The 22722-nt window shown below is 60.7% G+C and carries 22 protein-coding genes; 15 read left to right on the top strand and 7 right to left on the bottom strand.

What is annotated here, in order from left to right; genetic code table 11:
* Window positions 1–13: 13 nt before the first annotated feature.
* Complete coding sequence (locus AC3Y64_RS24620) at window positions 14–709, bottom strand: DNA-3-methyladenine glycosylase (RefSeq protein WP_489985548.1); 696 nt, start codon at window positions 707–709, stop codon at window positions 14–16.
* Between the two features lie 177 nt (window positions 710–886).
* On the opposite strand from AC3Y64_RS24620, the gene AC3Y64_RS24615 reads away from it, so the two are divergent.
* The 13 genes from AC3Y64_RS24615 (at window position 887) to AC3Y64_RS24555 (ending at window position 13473) form a co-directional block, all read left to right on the top strand.
* Window positions 887–2158, top strand: a complete 1272-nt coding sequence (locus AC3Y64_RS24615) for a glutamate-5-semialdehyde dehydrogenase (RefSeq protein WP_122592691.1) — start codon at window positions 887–889, stop codon at window positions 2156–2158.
* Window positions 2127–2849 (top strand): nicotinate-nucleotide adenylyltransferase, encoded by a 723-nt coding sequence (nadD, locus tag AC3Y64_RS24610; protein WP_489985547.1) that lies wholly within the window; start codon window positions 2127–2129, stop codon window positions 2847–2849. Before AC3Y64_RS24615 ends, nadD begins: the two co-directional genes overlap by 32 nt.
* A 72-nt stretch (window positions 2850–2921) precedes the next feature.
* Complete coding sequence (gene rsfS / locus AC3Y64_RS24605) at window positions 2922–3416, top strand: ribosome silencing factor (RefSeq protein ID WP_016986117.1); 495 nt, start codon at window positions 2922–2924, stop codon at window positions 3414–3416.
* Between the two features lie 9 nt (window positions 3417–3425).
* A complete protein-coding gene (gene rlmH / locus AC3Y64_RS24600; protein ID WP_009051038.1) occupies window positions 3426–3893 on the top strand; it encodes a 23S rRNA (pseudouridine(1915)-N(3))-methyltransferase RlmH in 468 nt (155 codons plus the stop codon).
* Window positions 3894–3903: 10 nt separating this feature from the next.
* A complete protein-coding gene (mrdA, locus tag AC3Y64_RS24595) occupies window positions 3904–5799 on the top strand; it encodes a penicillin-binding protein 2 (RefSeq protein ID WP_158956756.1) in 1896 nt (631 codons plus the stop codon).
* Window positions 5800–5830: 31 nt separating this feature from the next.
* Window positions 5831–6934 carry a rod shape-determining protein RodA gene (gene rodA / locus AC3Y64_RS24590; RefSeq protein WP_489988030.1) on the top strand — a complete coding sequence of 368 codons (1104 nt, stop codon included), beginning with the start codon at window positions 5831–5833 and terminating at the stop codon, window positions 6932–6934.
* Window positions 6935–6951: 17 nt separating this feature from the next.
* A complete protein-coding gene (gene mltB, locus AC3Y64_RS24585; protein ID WP_008087906.1) occupies window positions 6952–7962 on the top strand; it encodes a lytic murein transglycosylase B in 1011 nt (336 codons plus the stop codon).
* On the top strand, window positions 7962–8972 hold the full coding sequence (locus tag AC3Y64_RS24580) for a septal ring lytic transglycosylase RlpA family protein (RefSeq protein ID WP_489985546.1): 1011 nt from the start codon (window positions 7962–7964) through the stop codon (window positions 8970–8972). Before mltB ends, AC3Y64_RS24580 begins: the two co-directional genes overlap by 1 nt.
* A gap of 189 nt (window positions 8973–9161) precedes the next feature.
* Entirely contained in the window at window positions 9162–10319 is a 1158-nt protein-coding gene (locus AC3Y64_RS24575) for a D-alanyl-D-alanine carboxypeptidase family protein (RefSeq protein WP_489985545.1), read from the top strand.
* 85 nt (window positions 10320–10404) lie between these two features.
* The gene (locus tag AC3Y64_RS24570) at window positions 10405–10680 is read left to right on the top strand and encodes a DUF493 domain-containing protein (protein ID WP_008087908.1); all 276 of its coding nucleotides are present in this window, start codon (window positions 10405–10407) and stop codon (window positions 10678–10680) included.
* Window positions 10680–11327: a lipoyl(octanoyl) transferase LipB gene (lipB, locus tag AC3Y64_RS24565; RefSeq protein ID WP_008087909.1), complete on the top strand. Its 648-nt coding sequence runs from the start codon at window positions 10680–10682 to the stop codon at window positions 11325–11327. The genes AC3Y64_RS24570 and lipB overlap by 1 nt, the downstream gene beginning before the upstream one ends.
* A 25-nt stretch (window positions 11328–11352) precedes the next feature.
* The gene (gene lipA / locus AC3Y64_RS24560; RefSeq protein ID WP_162130178.1) at window positions 11353–12351 is read left to right on the top strand and encodes a lipoyl synthase; all 999 of its coding nucleotides are present in this window, start codon (window positions 11353–11355) and stop codon (window positions 12349–12351) included.
* A 174-nt stretch (window positions 12352–12525) separates the two neighbouring features.
* Window positions 12526–13473: a S66 peptidase family protein gene (locus tag AC3Y64_RS24555; protein ID WP_489985544.1), complete on the top strand. Its 948-nt coding sequence runs from the start codon at window positions 12526–12528 to the stop codon at window positions 13471–13473.
* An 88-nt stretch (window positions 13474–13561) separates the two neighbouring features.
* Here the strand turns inward: AC3Y64_RS24555 and AC3Y64_RS24550 are convergent, their stop codons facing one another.
* The 5 genes from AC3Y64_RS24550 to leuS all read right to left on the bottom strand — a co-directional run bounded on the left by AC3Y64_RS24550 (window position 13562) and on the right by leuS (window position 19661).
* Window positions 13562–14884 (bottom strand): lytic murein transglycosylase, encoded by a 1323-nt coding sequence (locus AC3Y64_RS24550; protein WP_489985543.1) that lies wholly within the window; start codon window positions 14882–14884, stop codon window positions 13562–13564.
* Between the two features lie 60 nt (window positions 14885–14944).
* On the bottom strand, window positions 14945–15109 hold the full coding sequence (gene arfA / locus AC3Y64_RS24545; RefSeq protein WP_489985542.1) for an alternative ribosome rescue factor ArfA: 165 nt from the start codon (window positions 15107–15109) through the stop codon (window positions 14945–14947).
* A gap of 174 nt (window positions 15110–15283) precedes the next feature.
* Window positions 15284–16321: a DNA polymerase III subunit delta gene (holA, locus tag AC3Y64_RS24540; RefSeq protein WP_489985541.1), complete on the bottom strand. Its 1038-nt coding sequence runs from the start codon at window positions 16319–16321 to the stop codon at window positions 15284–15286.
* 39 nt (window positions 16322–16360) lie between these two features.
* Window positions 16361–16966, bottom strand: a complete 606-nt coding sequence (locus AC3Y64_RS24535) for an LPS-assembly lipoprotein LptE (RefSeq protein ID WP_489985540.1) — start codon at window positions 16964–16966, stop codon at window positions 16361–16363.
* An 88-nt stretch (window positions 16967–17054) separates the two neighbouring features.
* Window positions 17055–19661 (bottom strand): leucine--tRNA ligase, encoded by a 2607-nt coding sequence (leuS, locus tag AC3Y64_RS24530; protein WP_489985539.1) that lies wholly within the window; start codon window positions 19659–19661, stop codon window positions 17055–17057.
* A gap of 254 nt (window positions 19662–19915) precedes the next feature.
* On the opposite strand from leuS, the gene AC3Y64_RS24525 reads away from it, so the two are divergent.
* Window positions 19916–20239, top strand: a complete 324-nt coding sequence (locus AC3Y64_RS24525) for a hypothetical protein (RefSeq protein WP_008081071.1) — start codon at window positions 19916–19918, stop codon at window positions 20237–20239.
* Between the two features lie 104 nt (window positions 20240–20343).
* Entirely contained in the window at window positions 20344–21105 is a 762-nt protein-coding gene (locus AC3Y64_RS24520; RefSeq protein ID WP_489985538.1) for a YdcF family protein, read from the top strand.
* A gap of 87 nt (window positions 21106–21192) precedes the next feature.
* Here the strand turns inward: AC3Y64_RS24520 and lnt are convergent, their stop codons facing one another.
* Window positions 21193–22716 carry an apolipoprotein N-acyltransferase gene (gene lnt / locus AC3Y64_RS24515; protein ID WP_122661405.1) on the bottom strand — a complete coding sequence of 508 codons (1524 nt, stop codon included), beginning with the start codon at window positions 22714–22716 and terminating at the stop codon, window positions 21193–21195.
* Window positions 22717–22722: the final 6 nt, after the last annotated feature.

Below are 22722 nucleotides of genomic sequence, written 5' to 3'. Positions count from 1 at the left end.
CATGAGTGTGTGTTTACAGCAGGAAATAATCCCGGCCTTCGACCTGACCCCGTCGCAGCGGGTTCCGCGTGCACCATTGCGCGTAGGCAGCGTCGACGAAGCGGTACAGCAGGTGTTCGTCACGGCCATGGGGAATGCCCAGGCGCGTGGTTTGAATGATGTGCGAGGGCGCCGGTCCCGTGTCTTCAACCAGCAGCATTTCATGATCGAAGCGCTTGGCGTCCCACATCGGCACCTTCAGCCCCAGCGCCTTGCACAGCAACGTCTGCCCGGCACAGAGTTTCTGCGAAGCTCGCGCGTGCCCCTGAGCGTCAGGATTGTTCAGCAGCATCTGCGCCAGACTCGCCGGGCCGCTGACTTCATCGACCCACGGATACGCCGATTTGATCAACACCGCATTGCCCGGCCCTTGGGCGCTGAAGTTCAGCGAATCGCCGCCACGGGCGTAATACATATAGATGTGGCCGCCATCCAGAAACAAAGCCTTACGCTTTTCCGTGTAGCCGAGGGACGCGTGACTGCCTTTTTCCGAGCAGTAATAGGCTTCGGTCTCGATGATCCGCGCGCTCAGCCACAGATCGCCGACCCGATGGCGGATCACTTTGCCGAGCAGATCCTTGGCCAATACTTGGGCGTCGCGGTCGAAAAAAGCGTCCGGAAGCCCCAGCGGCTGGCGCTCGGCGTGGTTGCGAACAGTCAGAGTGGACATGGCAAGCGGTGTTTATCCAGGCTGCAGAGGTCGTGATGATAACAATTTGAGTCTTAATCACCGCTGAACGTTGGCTATTTGTAGTCCATTTCGACCATCCGCCCGTCACCGCTGTTAGTCCCGGGACGCGACAGCTATAATCTGCCGCTTTCCTCTTTGCCAAGACCCCAGCAGACCATGACTGAGTCCGTTCTTGACTACATGACCCGATTGGGTCGCGCCGCCCGCGAAGCTTCCCGGGTCATCGGCCGTGCCAGCACTGCGCAGAAAAACCGCGCCTTGCAGGCGGCTGCCAATGCACTGGACGCTGCCCGCGCCGAGCTGGCTGCAGCCAATGAGCAGGATCTGGCCGCCGGTCGCGCCAATGGTCTGGAGCCGGCATTGCTGGAGCGTCTGGAACTGACCCCGGCGCGTATCGACGGCATGATCGTCGGCCTGCGTCAGGTGGCTGCGCTGCCGGACCCGGTCGGTGCGATCCGTGACATGAGCTTCCGTCCGTCGGGCATTCAGGTCGGCAAGATGCGCGTGCCACTGGGCGTGATCGGGATCATCTACGAATCCCGTCCCAACGTGACCATCGATGCCGCCAGCCTGTGCCTGAAGTCCGGCAACGCGACGATCCTGCGCGGTGGCTCCGAGGCGATTCACTCCAACCGCGCGATCGCCGCGTGCATTCAGCGCGGTCTGGCCGAAGCCGAACTGCCCGCCGCTGTGGTGCAAGTGGTCGAAACCACAGACCGTGCCGCCGTTGGCGCGATGATCACCATGCCCGAGTACGTCGATGTGATCGTGCCGCGCGGTGGCCGTGGCCTGATCGAGCGCATCAGCCGCGACGCCCGCGTGCCGGTGATCAAGCATCTGGACGGCATCTGCCACGTTTACGTCAGTGCCCACGCCGATCTGCCGAAAGCCCAACGCATCGCCTTCAATGCCAAGACCTATCGCTACGGCATCTGCGGGGCGATGGAGACGCTGCTGGTCGACCAGACTGTCGCCAAGGATTTCCTGCCATCGATGGCTGCCCAGTTCCGCGAAAAAGGCGTCGAGCTGCGTGGCTGCGAGCGCACGCGGGCGATCATCGACGCCGTTGCCGCCAGCGAAGAAGACTGGAACACCGAGTATCTGGCGCCGATTCTGTCGATCCGCGTGGTCGACGGTCTGGACCAGGCCATTGAACACATCAACCATTACGGCTCCCATCACACCGACTCGATCGTCAGCGAAAACCTTGCCGATACGCGGCGGTTTGTGGCGGAAGTCGACTCGGCGTCGGTGATGATCAACACCCCGACATGCTTTGCCGATGGATTTGAATACGGATTGGGTGCCGAGATCGGCATTTCTACTGATAAGCTGCACGCCCGCGGCCCGGTGGGTCTGGAAGGCCTGACCTGCGAGAAGTACGTCGTGGTCGGTGATGGCCAGTTGCGCGGCCAGGCGACGGTCTGACTTGACCGACCTTGAGCTGACAGCGCCGGCACCCGGCAGCGAAACCCGTCCCCGGCGCATTGGTGTCCTGGGCGGCACGTTTGATCCGGTGCACATCGGCCATTTGCGCGGTGGCCTGGAAGTCGCCGAAGCGCTGGCGCTCGATGAGCTGCGGCTGACGCCTAGCGCGCGGCCACCGCATCGCGGTACGCCGCAGGTGTCGGCGCAGGATCGGCTGGCGATGGTCGAGTGCGCGGTGGCCGGAGTGCCGCCGCTGGTGGTGGATGCCCGCGAACTGCAGCGGGACAAACCGTCCTACACCATTGATACCCTGGAGTTGATGCGCGCCGAAATGCCCGCAGAAACCCAGGTTTTTCTGCTTTTGGGCTGGGACGCATTTTGCGGCCTGCCCACTTGGCACCGCTGGGAAGAGTTGCTCCAGCATTGCCACATCCTGGTGCTACAGCGCCCGGACGCCGACAGCGAACCGCCGGATGCCTTGCGCAACCTGCTGGCAGCGCGTTCGGTGAGCGACCCGCTGGCCCTGAAGGGGCCGAGCGGACAGATTGCATTCGTCTGGCAGACACCGCTCGCGGTTTCCGCCACCCAGATCCGTCAACTGCTGGCCAGCGGTAAGTCGGTACGTTTCCTGGTGCCCGACGCGGTCCTGGCCTACATCGATGCGCACGGTCTTTACCGTGCGTCGAACTGAACAAGGCGTGCTTCACTGATACGAATCCACGTGTCGCCAAGCCGCCGAATATATGAGCAAAACGAGTTTTATATGACTGACAAAGACCAAACCAAAGTAAAGCGCAAAGGCACATTCAAGAGCGCTCCGCTGCCAGAGCCGGTCAACACCAATGAACCGCTGAAAGGCGACGAGCTGGTCAAGCTGGCGGTAGCTGCGCTGGAAGACGTCAAGGCGCAAGACATCCAGATCATCGATGTTCGCGACAAGCAGAGCATCACTGACTACATGATCATCGCCACCGGTACTTCCAACCGCCAGATCAACGCGATGCTCGATAAGGTTCGCGAAGAAGTCAAAAAGCAGGGCGCCAAGCCGCTGGGCGAAGAAGGCAAGGGCGACAGCGACTGGGTGCTGTTGGACCTGGACCTGGTGATCGTGCACATGATGACCGCCTCGGCACGTCAGTTCTACGACCTGGAGCGCCTGTGGGCCGGTGCCGAGCAAAGCCGTGCGGCCGATGCCAAGCACCACAGCCCGGAAAACACCCACGAGCATTTCACCAAGCTCAACAAAGACCAGCTGTAAGGGATTGCTGTGCGACTGCGCCTGATCGCCGTCGGTTCACGCATGCCCAAGTGGGTGGAAGAAGGCTGGCATGAATATGCCAAGCGTCTTCCGTCCGAGCTGGCGCTGGAACTGGTGGAAATACCGCTCAACACCCGTGGCAAAAATGCCGACGTGGCCCGTTTCATCCGCCAGGAAGGCGAAGCCATGCTGGCCAAGGTCGGGCAGAACGAGCGGATCGTCACGCTGGAAGTCCACGGCAAACCCTGGAGCACCGAGCAACTGGCGGTCGAACTCGACCGCTGGCGGCTGGATTCGCGCACGGTCAATTTCATGGTTGGTGGCCCGGAAGGGCTGGCGCCGGAAGTCTGTGCCCGTGCCGATCAGCGCTGGTCGTTGTCGCCGCTGACGTTGCCGCACCCGCTGGTGCGGATCCTGATCGGCGAACAGTTGTATCGTGCCTGGACAGTGTTGTCCGGTCACCCTTACCACAAGTAATCCAGCCCTCATGTCTCAGCCGATCCGCATCAAGGACCACGAAAAGGACGCACGCCTGGTGCGTAGCCGCGTCGTGTTCGGGGCCATTGCGATCATGCTGTTGATCGGCGTGCTGATTGCGCGGCTGTATTACTTGCAGGTGATTCAGTACGAGTATCACTCGACGCTGTCGGAGAACAACCGCGTCCACGTGCAGCCGATTCCGCCAACGCGCGGGCTGATTTTCGACCGCAACGGCGTGGTGGTGGCGGACAACCGTCCAAGCTTCAGCCTGAGCATGACCCGCGAGCGCTCCGGCGACTGGCAGCAAGTGCTCGACGTCATCGTCGAAGTGCTGGAACTGACGCCCGAGGACCGGGTGATCTTCGAGAAGCGCATGCGTCAGGGGCGCCGGCCATTCGAACCGGTGCCGATCCTGTTCGAGCTGACCGAAGAGCAGATCGCCCGCATCGCGGTAAATCAGTTTCGCCTGCCGGGCGTGGAAGTGGTCGCGCAACTGGTCCGTCACTACCCGCAGGGCGCGCACTTTGCGCACTCGGTGGGCTATATGGGGCGGATTAACGAGAAAGAGCTGAAGAGCCTCGATCCGGTCAACTACAGTGGCACCCACCACATTGGCAAAACCGGCATCGAGCGTTTCTACGAGCCGGAATTGCACGGTCAGGTCGGTTACGAAGAAGTCGAGACCAACGCCCGTGGCCGCGTCTTGCGCGTGCTCAAGCGCACCGATCCGATTCCCGGCAAGGACATCGTCCTCAGCCTGGACATCAAGTTGCAGGAAGCGGCCGAAGCCGCGCTCGGCGGGCGTCGTGGCGCTGTGGTTGCGCTCGATCCGAAGACCGGCGAAGTGCTGGCCATGGTCAGTCAGCCGAGCTTCGACCCGAACCTGTTCGTCACCGGCATCAGCTTCAAGGCCTACGCCGAGTTGCGCGATTCCATCGACCGACCGCTGTTCAACCGCGTGCTGCGCGGTCTGTATCCGCCAGGCTCGACGATCAAACCGGCGGTGGCAATTGCCGGCCTTGATTCCGGTGTGGTCACGGCATCCAGCCGGGTGTTCGACCCGGGCTACTACATGCTGCCCAACTACGATCACAAATACCGTAACTGGAACCGCACCGGTGATGGCTTCGTCGACCTCGACACCGCGATCATGCGATCCAACGACACCTACTTCTATGACCTGGCGCACAAGCTCGGCATTGATCGGTTGTCAACCTACATGAACAAGTTCGGCATCGGCCAGAAGGTCTCGCTGGACATGTTCGAAGAATCCCCCGGCCTGATGCCGTCCCGCGAATGGAAGCGGGCGACGCGCAAGCAGGCGTGGTTCCCTGGCGAAACCCTGATCCTCGGGATCGGCCAGGGCTATATGCAATCGACCCCGCTGCAACTGGCCCAGGCCACGGCGTTGGTCGCCAACAAAGGCATCTGGAATCGTCCGCACCTGGCCAAATCCCTCGAGGGGGTGAAACCGGTGGACGAAAACCCGATGCCGGACATTGTTCTGCGCGATCCCTCGGACTGGACCAAGGTCAACCACGGCATGCAGCAGGTGATGCACGGTGCTCGCGGCACCGCGCGCAAAGCGGCGATCGGCGCGCAATATCGCATCGCCGGCAAGTCCGGTACGGCGCAGGTTGTCGCGATCAAGCAGGGCGAGAAATACGACCGCTCCAAGGTTCAGGAACGCCACCGCGACCACGCCTTGTTCGTCGGTTTCGCTCCGGCGGATGATCCCCGGATCGTCGTTTCGGTGATGGTCGAGAACGGTGAGTCCGGTTCCGGCGTCGCTGCGCCCGTGGTGCGTCAGGTCATGGACGCTTGGCTGCTCGATCAGGACGGACGTTTGAAGGCCGAATACGCCAGCCCAATCAGTGCGGAGGCTACGGCCCGTGATGAATAATTTTGATCGCATGCTCTCCAGTGAGGATGTGATGCGTCGCCGCGCGACGCTGCTGCAAAGACTGCATATCGATGGTCCGTTGCTGATCCTGCTGCTGATCCTCGCTGCCGGCAGTCTGTTCGTGCTGTATTCGGCCAGCGGCAAGAGCTGGGACCTGCTGGCCAAACAGGCCACTTCGTTCGGTATCGGACTGGTCTCGATGATCATCATCGCCCAATTCGAGCCGCGCTTCATGGCGCGCTGGGTGCCGCTCGGTTATGTCATCGGTGTGGTGCTGCTGTTGGTGGTGGACATCATGGGCCACAACGCCATGGGTGCGACACGCTGGATCAACATCCCCGGGGTGATCCGCTTCCAGCCCTCGGAGTTCATGAAAATCCTGATGCCGGCGACCATCGCCTGGTATCTGTCCAAGCGTACGTTGCCGCCGCAGCTCAAGCATGTCGGTATCAGCCTGATGCTGATCGGCGTGCCGTTCGCGCTGATCGTGCGTCAGCCCGACCTCGGCACTTCGCTGCTGATTCTCGCCGGCGGCGCGTTCGTGCTGTTTATGGGCGGATTGCGCTGGCGCTGGATTGTCAGCGTGCTGGCGGCGGCGATCCCGGTGTCGGTAGCGATGTGGTTTTTCATCATGCACGACTACCAGAAGCAGCGAATCCTGACCTTCCTTGACCCCGAGAGCGATCCATTGGGGACGGGCTGGAACATCATTCAGTCGAAGGCCGCGATCGGTTCCGGTGGCGTATTCGGCAAAGGCTGGCTGCTCGGCACCCAGTCGCACCTGGATTTCCTGCCGGAAAGCCACACCGACTTCATCATTGCCGTGCTCGGCGAAGAGTTCGGTCTGGTGGGCATTTGCGCCCTGTTGCTGATCTATCTGTTGCTGATCGGCCGAGGGCTGGTGATCACCGCTCAGGCGCAAACGCTGTTCGGCAAATTGCTCGCCGGCGCGCTGACCATGACGTTTTTTGTTTACGTTTTCGTCAACATCGGTATGGTCAGTGGCCTGTTGCCGGTTGTGGGGGTGCCGTTGCCGTTCATTAGCTACGGAGGAACTTCGCTGGTGACACTGCTGTCAGCGTTTGGGGTTTTGATGTCGATCCATACCCATCGCAAGTGGATCGCACAGGTTTGAATAAGGTGAAGAGTGCAATGCAAGTAATGCGTGGCTGGGCGACTCGATGCGCGCCAGTGGTAGGCCTGATGGGCCTCCTGGGCAGCATGCAGGAAGCGCTGGCCGGCGAATACGAAGGCTCGCCTCAGGTGGCCGAATTCGTCGGTGAAATGACCCGCGACTACGGTTTCGCCGGTGAGCAACTGATGGCGGTGTTCCGCGAGGCTCAGCGCAAGCAGGCGATTCTCGATGCTATCTCCAGACCCGCCGAGCGGGTCAAGCAATGGAAAGAATACCGCCCGATGTTCATCACCGACGCGCGCATTGCCCGCGGTGTGGATTTCTGGCGTCAGCACGAGGCGACTTTGGCCCGTGCCGAGCAGGAATACGGCGTGCCGGCACAAGTCATCGTGTCGATCATCGGCGTTGAAACCTTTTTCGGACGTAATACCGGTAATTACCGGGTGATCGATGCCTTGTCGACGCTCGGTTTCGACTATCCTCCCCGTGCCGAATTTTTCCGCAAGGAACTGCGTGAGTTTCTGCTGCTGGCCCGCGAAGAACAGGTCGATCCTTTGACCCTTAAAGGTTCTTACGCCGGGGCGATGGGCTTGCCGCAGTTCATGCCGAGCAGCTTCCGCGCCTATGCGGTGGATTTCGACGGTGACGGCCACATCAATATCTGGAACAACCCGGATGATGCGATCGGCAGCGTCGCCAGCTACTTCAAACGTCACGGCTGGGTCGCCGGTGAGCCGGTGGTCAGCCGCGCCGATGTCCGTGGCGAGCAGGTCGATGAAGGCCTGACCACTGGTATCGAGCCGACGAAAACGGTCGGAGAGTTGCGGGCGCTAGGCTGGTCAAGTCATGATGCGCTGCGCGATGATATGCCGGTTACTGCATTTCGCCTCGAAGGCGACAACGGCCCTGAATACTGGATGGGCCTGAAGAATTTCTACGCGATCACGCGTTATAACCGCAGCGTGATGTACGCCATGGCCGTACATCAACTGTCTGAACAGCTGGTACAAGCACGGGGCGTCAAGTAATGCAGGCATTGCCTAACAGTAAACCCCTGAAGCTGCTGGCCTTCGCTGCGTTGGCAGTGTTGGTCGCCAGCTGTTCGACCAGCCGTTCGCCGACCCCGAAAACCTCGAATACCGCTGTCCGGGCACAGCCTGGCCTGGACATCAACCGCGCGCACAAAGACGGCGCGCCTTGGTGGGACGTCGATGTTTCGCGTATCCCGGATGCCACGCCGACCCTGCACACCGGCCCGTACAAGGCCAACCCGTACACCGTACTGGGCAAGACCTACTTCCCGTTGCAGGAATCCAGGACTTACGTCGCCTCCGGCACGGCGTCCTGGTACGGCACCAAGTTTCATGGTCAGAACACCGCCAACGGCGAGGTTTACGACCTCTACGGCATGAGTGCCGCTCACAAGACATTGCCACTGCCAAGTTACGTTCGGGTGACCAACCTGGACAACAATCGGACAGTGATCCTGCGGGTCAATGACCGTGGACCGTTCTACTCCGACCGCATCATCGATTTGTCTTATGCGGCGGCGAAGAAACTCGGTTATGCCGAAACCGGTACCGCGCGGGTCAAGGTCGAAGGTATCGATCCCCAGCAGTATTGGGCCGCGAAAGGCCGTCCGGCGCCGCTGATGCTCAACGAGCCGCAAGTGGCGCAGAATAGCGCTCCGGTAATCACCGCCTCGGCCGGCACCGTCGAGCAGTGGACGCCGCCGCCGCAGCAACATGCCTCTGACACCGTTCCGGTGCCGATGAGCGCAAAAAAAAACGCTTCTGCAACAGCAACTGGCCAGTATCTGCAGGTGGGCGCGTTCGCCAACCCGGACGCTGCAGAACTGCTGAGGTCGAAGCTCAGCGGGATGGTGAGCGCTCCGGTGTTCATCAGCTCGATCGTGCGCAATCAGCAGACTCTGCACCGGGTGCGCCTGGGGCCGATCGGTTCGCCGGGTGAAATTGCCCAGGTACAGAACAGCGTGCGCCTGGCCAATCTTGGTTCGCCAAGTGTGGTCACCGAGTAAGCAAAACGTAGAACTTGATTGACGATTCGCCAGCGATTGGGGGGTGAATCAGGTTGTTGGCTCGTCGAAGAACAAAAGCCCGGCAAGGGTGACTGGAGTGAGCAACTGAACACGCGATGGCTCGTTAGAAAGTCATCTGATTAAATTTTGTCCGCAAGGACAGTTTCCATTAGCGATTTCGAGAGACGGATGAACATCACCACCTTTGCCAAACGCCTGTGTCTGCTAGTCCCGCTGCTCCTCTCGCCAGCCGCCTTCGCGGCCGAGATGATGCCGTCGCCACCGCAACTGGCCGCCAAAGCCTACGTTCTGATGGATGCCAGCAGCGGCAACGTGCTGGTCGAGAACAATGGCGATCAGCGTCTGCCACCGGCCAGCCTGACCAAGCTGATGACCGCGTACATCGCGACCCTGGAAATCCGTCGTGGCCAGATCGGTGAAAACGATCCGGTGACCGTCAGCGAAAACGCCTGGCGCACCGGCGGTTCGCGGATGTTCATCAAGGTTGGCTCGCAGGTCACTGTCAGCGACCTGCTGCACGGCATCATCATCCAGTCCGGCAACGACGCCAGCGTCGCGCTGTCCGAGCACATCGCCGGCAGCGAAGACGCGTTCGCCGATCTGATGAACAAGACTGTCACCGAACTGGGCATGACCAATACCCACTTCATGAACCCGACCGGTCTGCCGAATCCTGAGCACTATTCGTCGGCTCACGACATGGCGATCCTGGCCCGTGCGATCATCCACGAAGACCCGGCTCACTACGCGATCTACTCGCAGAAAGAGTTCTTCTGGAACGGCATCAAGCAGCCTAACCGCAACCTGCTGCTGTGGCGCGACAAGACCGTCGACGGTCTGAAAACCGGTCACACCGACGAAGCCGGCTACTGCATGGTGTCCTCGGCTGTACGTGATGGCCAGCGCCTGATCGCCGTGGTGTTCGGCACCAACAGCGAAGTGGCCCGCGCTGCTGAAACCCAGAAGCTGCTGACTTATGGCTTCCGCTTCTTCGAAACCCAGACCTTCTATCAGAAGGGCACCGAACTGGCTCAGGCCCCGGTGTGGAAAGGCACCACCAATCAAGTCAAGGCCGGCCTGGCTGAAGACCTGACCATGACCCTGCCAAAAGGCCAGCTGAAGAAGCTTGCTGCGAGCATGACCATGAACCCGCAACTGGTTGCGCCAATCGCCAAGGGCGACGTGATCGGTAAAGTCGAAGTCAAACTGGAAGACAAGGTCGTGCACAGCGCTGACCTGATCGCTCTGGATGGCGTCGAGGAGGGTGGTATCTTCCGCCGCATGTGGGATAGCATCCGTCTATTCTTCTACGGCTTGTTCAACTGATTTGTGTTGACCTGCATGGCCCCGCCCCGATCCGGTGCGGGGCCATGTGCGTTACCACGGCTTGCGCTCTAGAGGCCGTTACGCCATGACCGATACCGAAGTAAAGGCGCCAAAGATCGAATTTCCCCAAGTTGATTATCCGGTTAAGGTGATCAGCGACACGGGGGTTGGCCACAAAGACAAGATCATCGAAATCGTGAAGAAATTCGCGAAGATCAACGATGAGCGTGTCGACGAGCGTTCGAGCAGCAACGGCAAATACACCACCATTCAGTTGCACATCGTCGCGACCGATCAGGATCAGCTGTACAACATCAACAGCGAACTGCGGGCGACCGGCTTCGTGCACATGGTGTTGTGATGCCGGGCACGCTGGGCTTTCGTGAGCTCGGCCAGATGGCTTACGAGCCGGTCTGGCATGCCATGCAACGCTTTACCAACGAACGCGGCAGCGATGCCGCCGACGAAATCTGGCTCGTCGAACACCCGCCGGTGTTCACTCAGGGCCAGGCCGGCAAGGCCGAACATCTGCTGCTGCCGGGTGATATTCCGGTGGTGCAGGTCGATCGCGGCGGGCAGGTGACTTATCATGGCCCCGGCCAGTTGGTGGCCTATCTATTGCTGGATGTACGCAAGCTGGGTTTCGGCGTGCGTGATCTGGTCAGTCGGATGGAGCTTTGCCTGATTGAACTGCTGGCCAGTTACGGCGTGACCGCCGCGGCCAAGCCAGACGCTCCCGGCGTGTACGTCGACGGAGCGAAAATCGCTTCTCTGGGTTTGCGGATTCGCCACGGTTGCTCCTTTCATGGCCTGGCCCTGAACGTGGATATGAACCTGGAACCGTTTCGACGGATTAATCCCTGCGGCTATGCCGGGCTGGCGATGACCCAGCTGAGCGACCACGCAGGATCGATTGAATTTGCCGAGGTAAGTGCCCGGCTGCGCGCGCAGCTCGTCAAACACCTCGACTATGCTGAGCAGACGACCCTGACGGGCGGAATCGACTGATATGACTACTGATGCAGTGCAAACCATGATCCCGACGCTCGACGTGACCGAGCGCCCGGCCCCGCGTCCCAAGGTAGAAGCCGGCGTCAAGCTGCGCGGCGCCGAAAAGGTTGCACGCATCCCGGTAAAGATCATTCCGACCACCGAACTGCCGAAGAAACCTGACTGGATTCGCGTACGCATCCCGGTTTCGCCGGAAGTCGACCGTATCAAGAGCCTGCTGCGCAAACACAAGCTGCACAGCGTTTGCGAAGAAGCGTCCTGCCCGAACCTTGGCGAGTGCTTCTCCGGCGGCACCGCGACCTTCATGATCATGGGTGACATCTGCACCCGTCGCTGCCCGTTCTGCGACGTCGGCCACGGTCGTCCGAAACCACTGGACGTCAACGAGCCGGAAAGTCTGGCCATCGCCATTGCCGACCTCAAGCTCAAGTACGTGGTGATCACCTCGGTTGACCGTGACGACCTGCGTGACGGCGGTGCCCAGCACTTCGCCGATTGCATCCGCGAGATCCGCAAACTGTCGCCGAACGTGCAGCTCGAGACGCTGGTCCCGGACTACCGTGGCCGCATGGACGTCGCGCTGGAAATCACCGCCGCCGAGCCGCCGGATGTGTTCAACCACAACCTGGAAACCGTGCCACGTCTATACAAGGCTGCCCGCCCGGGTTCGGACTACCAGTGGTCGCTGACCCTGCTGCAACGTTTCAAGCAGATGATGCCGCACATCCCGACCAAATCCGGCCTGATGCTGGGTCTGGGCGAGACCGACGACGAAGTCATCGAAGTGATGAAGCGTATGCGCGAACACGACATCGACATGCTGACCCTCGGTCAGTACCTGCAACCGTCGCGCAGCCACTTGCCGGTGCAGCGTTTCGTGCACCCGGACACTTTCGCCTGGTTCGCCGAGGAAGGTTACAAGATGGGCTTCAAGAACGTTGCTTCCGGCCCGCTGGTGCGTTCTTCGTACCATGCCGACGAGCAGGCGAAGCTGGTCAAGGCTGAGCTGTTGGGTTCCTGATCCGCCGCTGAACGCAAAAAATGCCCGCGAGACTTGAGTCTTCGCGGGCATTTTTTTGCCTGTCCTACGCCAGGCGCTTACTTTTCCTGCAATGCGCGGGGCAGCAGAGCCTCTTCTGTTTCCTGCCGTTCCTGACTACTGTGTGGGCATGAGTTCACACAGGGAGATCCATGGATGACCGTTCGACCCACCCACACAATTTTTCCCCATAAACCGGTGCCGGCGTTGCCGTCGGAAGGGCTGATCGGCGTGATCGCGCCAGCCGGTCCCGGCGCGCTGGACACCGACAAGGCAGTGCAATGGATGCGCGCCCGGGGTTATGGGCTGAAGGTGTTTCCCGGCGTCTACGCGAAGGACGGCTATCTGGCCGGGAGTGATGACGTTCGCCTCAACGATCTGCACGCTGCGTTCGCAGACCAGCAAGTCGACGCGATCATCTGCCTGCGCGGTGGTTACGGCACACCACGCCTGCTCGACCGCATCGACTACGACCTGCTGAGCCGTAACGCCAAGCCGTTTGTCGGCTACAGCGACATCACTGCGCTTCATCTGGCCATCAGTCGTTATGCCGGGTTCGTGACTTTTCACGGGCCGCTGCTCAATGCCGATCTGCTCGGTGACAAGGAACCGCCAACGGTCACTTCGTTCTTCGCCATGCTGCGCGGCCAGTTGAAGGCGGGGAGCGTGCTCAGTCACCCGGTGGCGTATCCGTTGACCACCGTTGAACCAGGTATCGCCCACGGGCGGCTGCTGGGCGGTAATCTGGCGATGATCGCGGCGACCTTGGGCACGCCTTACGAAATTGACGTCGAAGGGGTGATTCTGCTGATCGAAGACATCAACGAACCGTTGTATCGCATCGACCGCTTGCTGACCCAGATGCGTCTGGCCGGCAAGTTGGCCAAATTGCGCGGCGTGCTGGTCGGGGATGTGGCGGGGGTGGATGTCGCGGCATTGAACCGCTTGCTCAAGCAGACGTTCGAGCCGTTGCGGATTCCGGTGCTGTCCGGGTGGCGCAGCGGCCACTGCGATCCGAACCTGACGCTGCCGATGGGCGCGCTGGTGCGACTGGATGCCGGGAAGCAGGAATTGATGCTGGAGCAGGATGTCGTTATCCGATAAAGCAAAAAGATCGCAGCCTGCGCCAGCTCCTGCATTGGAATGAGATCCATGTAGGAGCTGCCGCAGGCTGCGATCTTTAGATCTGGCTTTATTGGCTCCGCAGGCTTTCCAGCAACTTGTGCGTCGGATACCCATCCGCCGGCCAGCCAAACGACTGCTGCGCACTGCGAATCGCCTTGCGCGTATTGGCGCCGATGATCCCGTCAGCCGTGCCCGCATCGTAATTGCGCGCACTCAACAGTGTTTGCAACTCGATGCGCTCGGTGCGGCTCAGTGGCAGATCGTCTTTCGGCCAGGTGCCATTGATCAAGCCACCGCCATTGAAACGCTCGGACAACAGGCTCACCGCCAGCGCATACGATGACGAGTTGTTGTACTTGAGGATCGCCCGGAAGTTATCGAGGATCAGGAACGCCGGCCCGCGATAGCCAGCCGGTAGCAGCAGGGCGGCGGACAGTTGTTCCGAGCCCGCCGGAACCTGCGCGCCGTTCGGCAGGGTTACGCCCAGTTGACGCCATTCGGCAACGCTCTTGCGAATCGTGCCATCGGCCAGCGTGTAATTGAAGCTGCTCGGCAGTTGTACTTCGAAGCCCCACGGCTGGCCACGTTGCCAGCCAGAGCTTTGCAGGTAGTGCGCGGTGGATGCCAGCGCATCCGCCGGGCTGCCCCAGATGTCACGGCGACCGTCACCGTCGAAATCCACGGCGTGGGTGTTGTAGGTGGTCGGAATGAACTGGGTCTGACCCATCGCGCCGGCCCAGGAACCGAGCATTTTCTCCGGCGTGATGTCGCCCTGTTGCAGGATCTGCAGGGCGGCAATCAGTTGCGCATGGGCAAAGCCTGGGCGCCGGCCTTCGTAGGCGAGGGTGGCCAGTGAATTGATCACTGACTTGCTGCCCTGGAACTGGCCGAAGTTGCTCTCCATGCCCCACACCGAAACGAGCGCCTGGCGATCAACGCCGTAACGCTGCTCGATACTTTGCAGAATGTCAGCGTACTGGTTGATCAGCGCCTGACCTTTGCGTACGCGCAGCGGCGAGAGCGCGCCATCAAGGTATTCCCACACCGGGCGGGAAAATTCCGGCTGGCTGCGGTCGGCGCGAATCACGCTGGCATCGAAGCTGACATTGGCAAAGGCGCGATCGAACAGATCAGGGCTGATCCCGGCGGCCAGCGCGTCCTTGCGGAACCCCGCCTGCCATTCGGCAAAGGTCTGGGTCGGCTGAAGATCGAGAGGGTCGGCGGACGGCACTACCGGCGGGATGATCGCTGGGGCCGTGGCGACAGGGGCGGCTTGAAGAGGTTGCGCGTCGGCGGCGGTAGGTTTTTCCGCGCAGGCGACAAGCAGAATGAAGCTGGAGGCAGCGATCATCTGGCGAACAGGCCAGCGACGGGAAAGACTTAGGGGCATGCACAGTTCCAGGAAAACGAATCAGGTGCAGACCTTAACATGACCGGGGGGTACTGCGCTTTAAGCGGCCAGAAAGTAAGAAGCCTCCCAGCTGTCAGACTGGAAGGCTTCGCGGCGGTAGCTGCCTTTACCCTTGATTGGTCGTTCCTGACGACTGCGGAACAAGGGTTGGGCGACGATGGATTTGGCCTTGTTGGGGCTGTGTTTCGCTGGCTTTTTGCTCATGAGCGTTCTCTCGAGTGGGTGGTTTTGCGGGGGAAATAATCTGCCTATGTCGGGCGTCTGTCTATAGTGCAAATGCAGGCGTGCATTGTAGGAAACAAGAGCAAAAGATCGCAGCGTGCCGCAACTCCTGCAGGGATCGGTGTAGGAGCTGCCGAAGGCTGGGATCTTTTGATCTTATTCGGCAGGGAGTGAAAGTCGCTGGCCTGCCATCAATAGCGCCAGGCGGCTCAGGCTCATCCACGGCGAACCGGCCGCTTGGCCTTTGATCTGCGCATCAATGCGCTGGGCTTCGAGCAACAACTGTGCCCAGCGTTGCGCCGAGTAGCGTTGCAGGGCTTTGCTCATCAGCGGTTTGCGCTTGTCCCAGACGGGCGGCTTCGCCTGACTGAAACACTTGTCCAGCGGCGTGCCCTGGCTGTACTGCAGCGAGATATTGGCCAGCAGACGCAATTCCCGCGCCAGTGCCCAGAGAATGACCGGCGGCTCGACACCCTCACCGCGCAAGCCTTCTAGCATACGCAACGCATGCGCCGGCTCGCCGTTGAGTACCGCGTCGGTCAAACCAAACACGTCAAAACGCGCACTGTCCGCCACAGCGGCCTGCACCGTTTCAACGGTGATCTGGCCACCTTCGGCCATCAACTTGAGCTTTTCGATTTCCTGCGCAGCGGCGAGCAGGTTGCCTTCGACACGTGCAGCAATCAATTCGACCGCGTCCTGGCTGGCCGAAAGTCCGGCCTGCGACAGACGCTGACGAATCCAGCTCGGCAGTTGATTGGCATCCACAGGCCAGATCTGGATGAACTGGGTTTGCTGGCCTTCGACCAGCGCCTTGCCCCACTTGGTCTTCTGCGCACTGCCATCGAGCTTGGGCAAGCTGATCAGCAGCACGGTGTCTTCAGCGGGACGCGAGCAGTATTCGATGAAGGCGGCGGCGCCCTTGTCACCGGGTTTGCCCGAGGGCAGACGCAGTTCCAGCAAGCGTTTTTCCGCGAACAACGACATGCTCGCACCGGCCTGCAGCAACGTGCCCCAATCGAAATTGGCGTCGGCCGCGAAAACCTGGCGTTCATCAAAGCCCTGCTGGCGAGCAGCACTGCGAATGGCGTCGGCGGCTTCCTGGCACAGCAGCGGGTCATCGCCGCTGATGATGTAGACCGGCGCGAGGGCGCCTTGCAGGTGTTTGCTGAGTTGGGCGGGAGCGAGTTTCATAAGATAGGTCGAACGGGGCGCCGGAGCGCCCCGAACGTCTTACTGCTGCGGGATTTCGAGTGGCGACTGACGCGGGGTTTCCGCTTCAGCCTTCTGTGCCGCATTCAGCGCGTCGGCTTCAGCCTTGGCGCGGTCGTTGGCCGCTTGCTGCAGTTGCTGCAATTGACCTGGAGTTAGCTGTTGCAGACGCAGCATCATGCGTTGAACCAGTTCGCTGCGGATTTCGCGGCGGGCGTCGTTGGCTTCCTGGTCGGAACCGACGAGGTTGTTGCCGTCGTGGATAAACACTTTCTGCACTTCAAGCTTGTCGCTCAGCAGGTTCAGATTGTGTTCGCCAACGATGTCGTAGTTCAGAACGGTATTAACCTGGTATTCGCCAGTACGGCCGGCACCGGCGTAGCTGAGAATGCGCTGGCTTTCCTGCTCGTCAGCCAGGTACAGCTTGTACGGCGCGCCGGTGTAAACCTTGACGCCGCTGGACTCCAGGATCTGACGCAGTTGAGTGACTGTCTCGCCGTAGGCGTTACGTGCACTCAGGTCGAGTTCCTTGATAGTCAGTTCAGTGGTGCCCGTGCCACGCAGCTGGAAACCGCAGGCGCTCAGCAGAACAGCGAGGCCCATCACCAGCAAGTTGCGTTTGATCATTGTGTTGCTCCCCTTGAAACCACGTGGGCCGATCGTGCGGCCCGAAAGGTTTTACAGGGCGCCAGGCTGACCTGACGCCCAATCCAATTTAGCTGGCGACAATGTTGACCAGTTTGCCCGGCACCACAATCACTTTGCGAATGGTCAGACCGTCGACGAAACGCAGCACGTTTTCGTTGATGCGGGCTGCCGCTTCCACTTCTTCACGGGTCGCGCTGGCCGGCATTTCGATCTGGCCACGCAGCTTGCCGTTGACCTGGATAACCAGGGTCAGGCTGTCCTGCACCAGTGCGCTTTCGTCCACGGCTGGCCAACCGGCGTCGATCACCGCATTAGCGTGACCCAGTTGATTCCACAGTTCGTGGCTGATGTGCGGCGTGATAGGTGCCAGCAGCAGCGTCACAGCTTCGAGACCTTCATGAACCAATGCGCGGTCCTGTTCAGTCACTTGCGCGGCTTTTTCCAGCACGTTCATCAGCGTCATCACCTGAGCGATGGCGGTGTTGAATTTGTGATTTTGGCCGACGTCGTGGCTGGCCTGTTTGATGGCCAGGTGGATCGAACGGCGCACAGCTTTCTGCTCATCGTTCAGGCCGGCGACGTCGAGTTTGCCCGGCAGGCCCTGAGTAACGTGGGCTTGCGCCAGACGCCAGACGCGCTTGAGGAAACGGTGCGAGCCTTCAACGCCGGAGTCGGACCATTCGGCGCTCATGTCAGGCGGCGAGGCGAACATCATGAACAGACGGCAGGTATCGGCGCCGAACTGATCGATCATCGACTGCGGGTCAACGCCGTTGTTCTTCGACTTGGCCATCTTCTCGGTGCCGCCGATTTCCACCGGCAGACCGTCGGATTTCAGCTTGGCGCTGATGACCTTGGCTTTGCTGTCGCGCTCGAGTTCCACGTCCGCCGGGTTGAACCAGGTGTAGGCACCGTTGGCTTCGCGACGATAGTAAGTCTCGGCGATCACCATGCCTTGGGTCAGCAGGTTCTTGAACGGCTCGTTCGAGCTGACCAGGCCTTCGTCACGCATCAGCTTGTGGAAGAAGCGCGCGTAGAGCAGGTGCAGAATCGCGTGTTCGATACCACCGATGTACTGATCCACTGGCAGCCAGTGGTCAGCGGCGGATTTTTCCACCAGGCCGCCTTCAAAGTGCGGCGAGGCGTAACGGGCGTAGTACCACGACGACTCGACGAAGGTGTCCATGGTGTCGGTTTCACGCTTGGCAGGCTGGCCGCATTTCGGGCAGGTGCACTCGTAAAACTCGGGCATGCGCGCCAGCGGCGAACCAGCGCCGTCCGGCACCACGTCTTCCGGCAGGACGACAGGCAGTTGATCTTCCGGCACCGGCACGTCACCGCAAGCTTCGCAGTGGATGATCGGGATCGGGCAGCCCCAGTAGCGCTGACGGCTGATGCCCCAGTCGCGCAGACGGAACTGGGTGCGCGAGGCGCCGAGTTCTTTCTTGATCAGGGCGACTTCCATGGCGTCGAACGCGCCGGCGAAGTCGAGACCGTCGAACTCGCCGGAGTTGATCAGCGTGCCGTGCTCGCCATAGGCGTCTTGCCATGGCTGAGGATTGGTCTCGCCGGAGCTGGTACGCACCACCGATTTCACCGGCAGGTTGTACTTGTGAGCGAATTCGAAATCGCGCTCGTCGTGAGCCGGTACGGCCATTACAGCGCCGTCGCCGTAATGCATCAGCACATAGTTGGCGACCCACACCGGGAGTTTTTCACCGGTCAGCGGGTGCTCGACGAACAGGCCGGTCGGCAGGCCTTTTTTCTCTTGAGTGGCGACGTCGGCTTCAGCGACGCTGCCGCCCTTGCATTCAGCGATGAACGCTTGCAGCTCAGGATTGTTCTTCGCGGCCAGGGTGGCCAGCGGGTGCTCGGCCGCCACGGCGACATACGTCGCGCCCATCAGGGTGTCCGGACGGGTGGTGAAGACCTTCAGGGTGCCGGCTTCGCCGATCGAGTCGACGTTGTACGGGAACTGCACTTCCATGCCGCGGGATTTGCCGATCCAGTTGCGCTGCATGGTCTTGACCTGTTCAGGCCAGCCAGTCAGTTCGTCGAGGCTCTCCAGCAACTCATCCGCGTAGGCGGTGATCTTGAAGTAGTACATCGGGATTTCGCGCTTTTCGATCAGCGCGCCTGAACGCCAGCCGCGACCGTCGATCACCTGCTCGTTGGCCAGAACGGTCTGGTCGACCGGGTCCCAGTTCACGGTGCCGTTTTTGCGGTAGATCACACCTTTTTCGAACAGGCGAGTGAACAGCCATTGTTCCCAGCGGTAGTAATCCGGCTTGCAGGTGGTGACTTCGCGCGACCAGTCGACGGCCAGGCCGAGACTGCGCAGCTGCGACTTCATGTAGGCGATGTTTTCGTAGGTCCATTTGGCTGGCGCTACGTTGTTCTTCATCGCGGCGTTTTCCGCCGGCATGCCGAAAGCGTCCCAACCCATTGGTTGCAGAACGTTTTTGCCTTGCATGCGCTGGTAGCGGGAGATCACGTCGCCGATGGTGTAGTTGCGCACGTGCCCCATGTGTAGCTTGCCGCTGGGGTAAGGGAACATCGACAGGCAGTAGTAGGTTTCCTTGCCTGGCTGTTCACTGACTTCAAAGGACTTTTGCTCGTCCCAGAACGACTGGGCGGCGGCTTCGATTTCACGGGGCTGATATTGTTCGTGCATGGCTACTTTTGTACTGGATAGGGGTGGCCTAATCCTCTTCAACGCAGGTTCCGGGCTGGCCCGGACGAGCTGGAAGTGGAATTACAGGAAGCGCCGTAGCATACATGACCGCGCTTGGCCTAGGGAAACCCTGATTACAGCTACATACGCCGCAATACATGCAGCAGGGGCCGTTGGTCGCGGCGTGCAGCCGGTTTGTGCAGCGAAGCTAAGCTCTAACTGGGGAGTGAGTCTTATCTTCAATGAGGTGAGGGATGGTGGAGCAACGGCAAAAAAACGTGACTAAACCCGAGTTGTACGAGAGGTTGATCGACCGTCTGGGTATGGCCCTGGACGCAGTAAAAACCGCTGACCGGCTGCGCGACGAGCGCCCCCTGGAACTGGAATTGCGTGGTTTGAGTCCCGCTGAGTTCAAACTGGTCAAGGCCTATCTGGATCGCAGTGAACGTGAAACGCATGGCTGCCTGTCACAAGCAGTGAAACAGCTCGATGCAGCACATTCGGCCAAGGTCATCTGGCTCAAGGACAAGGCGCCCGGCAGAGATACCGTCAAGGTACGTGCTCTGCAGGCCAAGTAAGCGCATGGCAGGTCAAGAACCGGATCTTTTTCAACAGGATCCCACCTATCGGTTGTAACGCATTATTAACACTTTTAGGCTTCGGGCATCTTTGGAGATGCCCGATGCCTTTTCGTTATTTCATCAAACAACTTCTGTTGCCCCCCGGCATTCTTTTGCTGCTGTTGCTGGTCGCATGGTGGCTGCGCCGTTCGCGACCGCGCCTCGCCGGAGTGTGCTTTGCCATTGGTTTTGGCGGGTTCTGGCTGATGAGCCTGCCGGTGGTGGTGCAATGGGGCGCCAACGCTCTGGAGCGCGAGCCACCGCTGGCCCGCGAAGAGTGGGCCACGCTGGCGCAGCGGGCCGACGCCATTGTGGTGCTGGGTTCCGGTCGCGAGCGTGGTGATCTGGCGTGGGGTGAGGATCAGCCGACCGGCGTTGGTCTTGAGCGCCAGCGTTATGCGGCTCGATTGGCCAAGGCGTCCGGATTGCCGATTCTGACCACGGGCGGACTGCATTACGGAACGCCACCGACTGAGGCAAAGTTGATGGCCGATTCGCTGCGTGATGACTTCGGCGTCACCGTGCGTTGGCAGGAAGGCGAAAGCCGTACGACGTGGGAAAACGCCAAGTTCAGCGCCGACATATTGCTGCCGCAGGGGATCAAACGCGTGGTCGTGGTGACGCAGGCCTGGCACATGCCGCGCTCGGTGTGGAGTTTTCAGCAAGCAGGGTTTGAAGTGGTGCCGGCGCCGGTGGGCTTCTTGGGCACAGATAACGCGAGACCGTTTGGCGGCTGGTTGCCGGAATTCAAGTCGATCTGGCAGAGCGGGCAGCTGCTCAATGAAGCGGTGGGGCAGGTGGGGTATTCGTTGTTTTACCGCTGAAGATCAAAAGATCGCAGCCTCCGGCAGCACCTACAAGGTTTAATACAAATCCCCTGTAGGAGCTGCCGAAGGCTGCGATCTTTTGCTTTAAAGGGTTTTCGACATCCGGCTAGCCATCAGTGCCCAGCCAAACAGCAGCAAGCACACGATCATCAGCGGCCACGAGCGATATTGCAGATACGGTGTGAGGTTGTGCATCGGCACCACTTCGCCGTACAGCACGCCCTGCTCGAACTGCGGAATCTGCTCGGTGATCTGCCCGAACGGGTTGATCAGACCGGTCACACCGTTATTGGTCGCGCGAATCATCCAGCGGCCCGCCTCCAGCGCCCGCATCTGCGCCATCTGCAAATGTTGCAGCGGGCCGATCGAGGTGCCGAACCACGTGTCGTTGCTGATCGTCAGCAGCAAATCACTGCGCGCTGACAGTCCAGCGGCGAAGTCCGGGTACACCACTTCATAGCAGATGAACGGCGCAATCTGGTAACCCTTGGCCTGCAACAGCGCCTGATCGGCCGGACCACGGGCGAAGTCGGACATCGGCAAATCGAAGAAGGCGATCAAGCCTCGCAGGATGTCCTGCAATGGCACGTACTCGCCGAACGGCACCAGTTTCTGCTTCAGGTAAGTGCCGTCGCCTTCGCCGACCACGGTAATCCCGTTGAAGAAACGTCTTTCGTGGCGGACCATTTCGCGAATCGGCACGCCAGTGATCAGCGCCGATTTACGCTCAGCGGCGAAGTTGCCCATCATGCTCAGGTAGCCCTCGGCGGACTCCTTCAGTACCGGTACGGCGGTTTCCGGCCAGATCAGCAGGTCTACCGGTTTCGAACGGAAGCTCAAATCGCGGTACAAAGCTAGCTGCGCGTTGAGTTCAGCCGGATCCCATTTCATGCTCTGTGCGACGTTGCCCTGAATCGCGGCAACGCTCAGCGGCGCGCCGGACGGACTGGTCCAGGCGTGGCCCTTGAGCGCAATGCCCGCTGCCCAAGGTCCGATCAGCAGCACCAGGCCGGCAACCACAAATGCTTTGCGACCTGTTTGCAGCAACCGCGGCGCGTTGTAGATCAGCGCCGCCGTCAGTGCCAGCACGAACGACACCAGCCACATGCCGCCGACTGGCGCGAGGCCCGACAGCGGGCCGTCGAGCTGGCTGTAACCGGAATACAGCCAAGGGAAACCGGTGAGGAACCAGCCACGAAACATTTCCTGACCGACCCACAACGCGGCAAATGCCAAGGCATCGGCCAGCGGTGCTTCGTTACGGCGCAACCAGCGCGCCCATAACCAGGCGGGCAAGGCGAAGAACCAGGCAATCGCCGCCGTGAACAGCAGCATCAGGAACCCGGCCAGCAGCACTGAAGCGCCGCCGAAATGGTGGATGCTGTAATAGATCCAGCTGGTGCCGGCGCCGAATAGGCCGAAACCGAAGCACCAGCCACGGCCCAGCGCCTGGCGCGGACTCAGCTCACGCAAACCGGCATAGAACAAGCCGACTGCCAGCAAAGCCAGCGGCCAGATATTGAAAGGTGCCAGAGCGAACGTGGTGATTGCACCGGCCGCCACGGCCAGCAGGTTACCGGGCCAGCCGGGGCGGGTTGTCCAGCGCATTTCAAT

This window comes from Pseudomonas sp. 4CAES_32.4 (assembly GCF_058136335.1).
This window is presented reverse-complemented; position numbering and strand designations above follow the sequence as displayed.

What these genes read in the sequence shown, in the direction of transcription:
- AC3Y64_RS24620 (WP_489985548.1), bottom strand. Translation starts at nt 709, where the DNA reads ATGTCCACTCTGACTGTTCGCAACCACGCCGAGCGCCAGCCGCTGGGG.
- AC3Y64_RS24615 (WP_122592691.1), top strand. Translation starts at nt 887, where the DNA reads ATGACTGAGTCCGTTCTTGACTACATGACCCGATTGGGTCGCGCCGCC.
- nadD (WP_489985547.1), top strand. Translation starts at nt 2,127, where the DNA reads ATGGCCAGTTGCGCGGCCAGGCGACGGTCTGACTTGACCGACCTTGAG.
- rsfS (WP_016986117.1), top strand. Translation starts at nt 2,922, where the DNA reads ATGACTGACAAAGACCAAACCAAAGTAAAGCGCAAAGGCACATTCAAG.
- mrdA (WP_158956756.1), top strand. Translation starts at nt 3,904, where the DNA reads ATGTCTCAGCCGATCCGCATCAAGGACCACGAAAAGGACGCACGCCTG.
- rodA (WP_489988030.1), top strand. Translation starts at nt 5,831, where the DNA reads ATGCGTCGCCGCGCGACGCTGCTGCAAAGACTGCATATCGATGGTCCG.
- mltB (WP_008087906.1), top strand. Translation starts at nt 6,952, where the DNA reads ATGCAAGTAATGCGTGGCTGGGCGACTCGATGCGCGCCAGTGGTAGGC.
- AC3Y64_RS24580 (WP_489985546.1), top strand. Translation starts at nt 7,962, where the DNA reads ATGCAGGCATTGCCTAACAGTAAACCCCTGAAGCTGCTGGCCTTCGCT.
- AC3Y64_RS24575 (WP_489985545.1), top strand. Translation starts at nt 9,162, where the DNA reads ATGAACATCACCACCTTTGCCAAACGCCTGTGTCTGCTAGTCCCGCTG.
- AC3Y64_RS24570 (WP_008087908.1), top strand. Translation starts at nt 10,405, where the DNA reads ATGACCGATACCGAAGTAAAGGCGCCAAAGATCGAATTTCCCCAAGTT.
- lipB (WP_008087909.1), top strand. Translation starts at nt 10,680, where the DNA reads ATGCCGGGCACGCTGGGCTTTCGTGAGCTCGGCCAGATGGCTTACGAG.
- lipA (WP_162130178.1), top strand. Translation starts at nt 11,353, where the DNA reads ATGATCCCGACGCTCGACGTGACCGAGCGCCCGGCCCCGCGTCCCAAG.
- AC3Y64_RS24555 (WP_489985544.1), top strand. Translation starts at nt 12,526, where the DNA reads ATGACCGTTCGACCCACCCACACAATTTTTCCCCATAAACCGGTGCCG.
- AC3Y64_RS24550 (WP_489985543.1), bottom strand. Translation starts at nt 14,884, where the DNA reads ATGCCCCTAAGTCTTTCCCGTCGCTGGCCTGTTCGCCAGATGATCGCT.
- arfA (WP_489985542.1), bottom strand. Translation starts at nt 15,109, where the DNA reads ATGAGCAAAAAGCCAGCGAAACACAGCCCCAACAAGGCCAAATCCATC.
- holA (WP_489985541.1), bottom strand. Translation starts at nt 16,321, where the DNA reads ATGAAACTCGCTCCCGCCCAACTCAGCAAACACCTGCAAGGCGCCCTC.
- AC3Y64_RS24535 (WP_489985540.1), bottom strand. Translation starts at nt 16,966, where the DNA reads ATGATCAAACGCAACTTGCTGGTGATGGGCCTCGCTGTTCTGCTGAGC.
- leuS (WP_489985539.1), bottom strand. Translation starts at nt 19,661, where the DNA reads ATGCACGAACAATATCAGCCCCGTGAAATCGAAGCCGCCGCCCAGTCG.
- AC3Y64_RS24525 (WP_008081071.1), top strand. Translation starts at nt 19,916, where the DNA reads ATGGTGGAGCAACGGCAAAAAAACGTGACTAAACCCGAGTTGTACGAG.
- AC3Y64_RS24520 (WP_489985538.1), top strand. Translation starts at nt 20,344, where the DNA reads ATGCCTTTTCGTTATTTCATCAAACAACTTCTGTTGCCCCCCGGCATT.
- lnt (WP_122661405.1), bottom strand. Translation starts at nt 22,716, where the DNA reads ATGCGCTGGACAACCCGCCCCGGCTGGCCCGGTAACCTGCTGGCCGTG.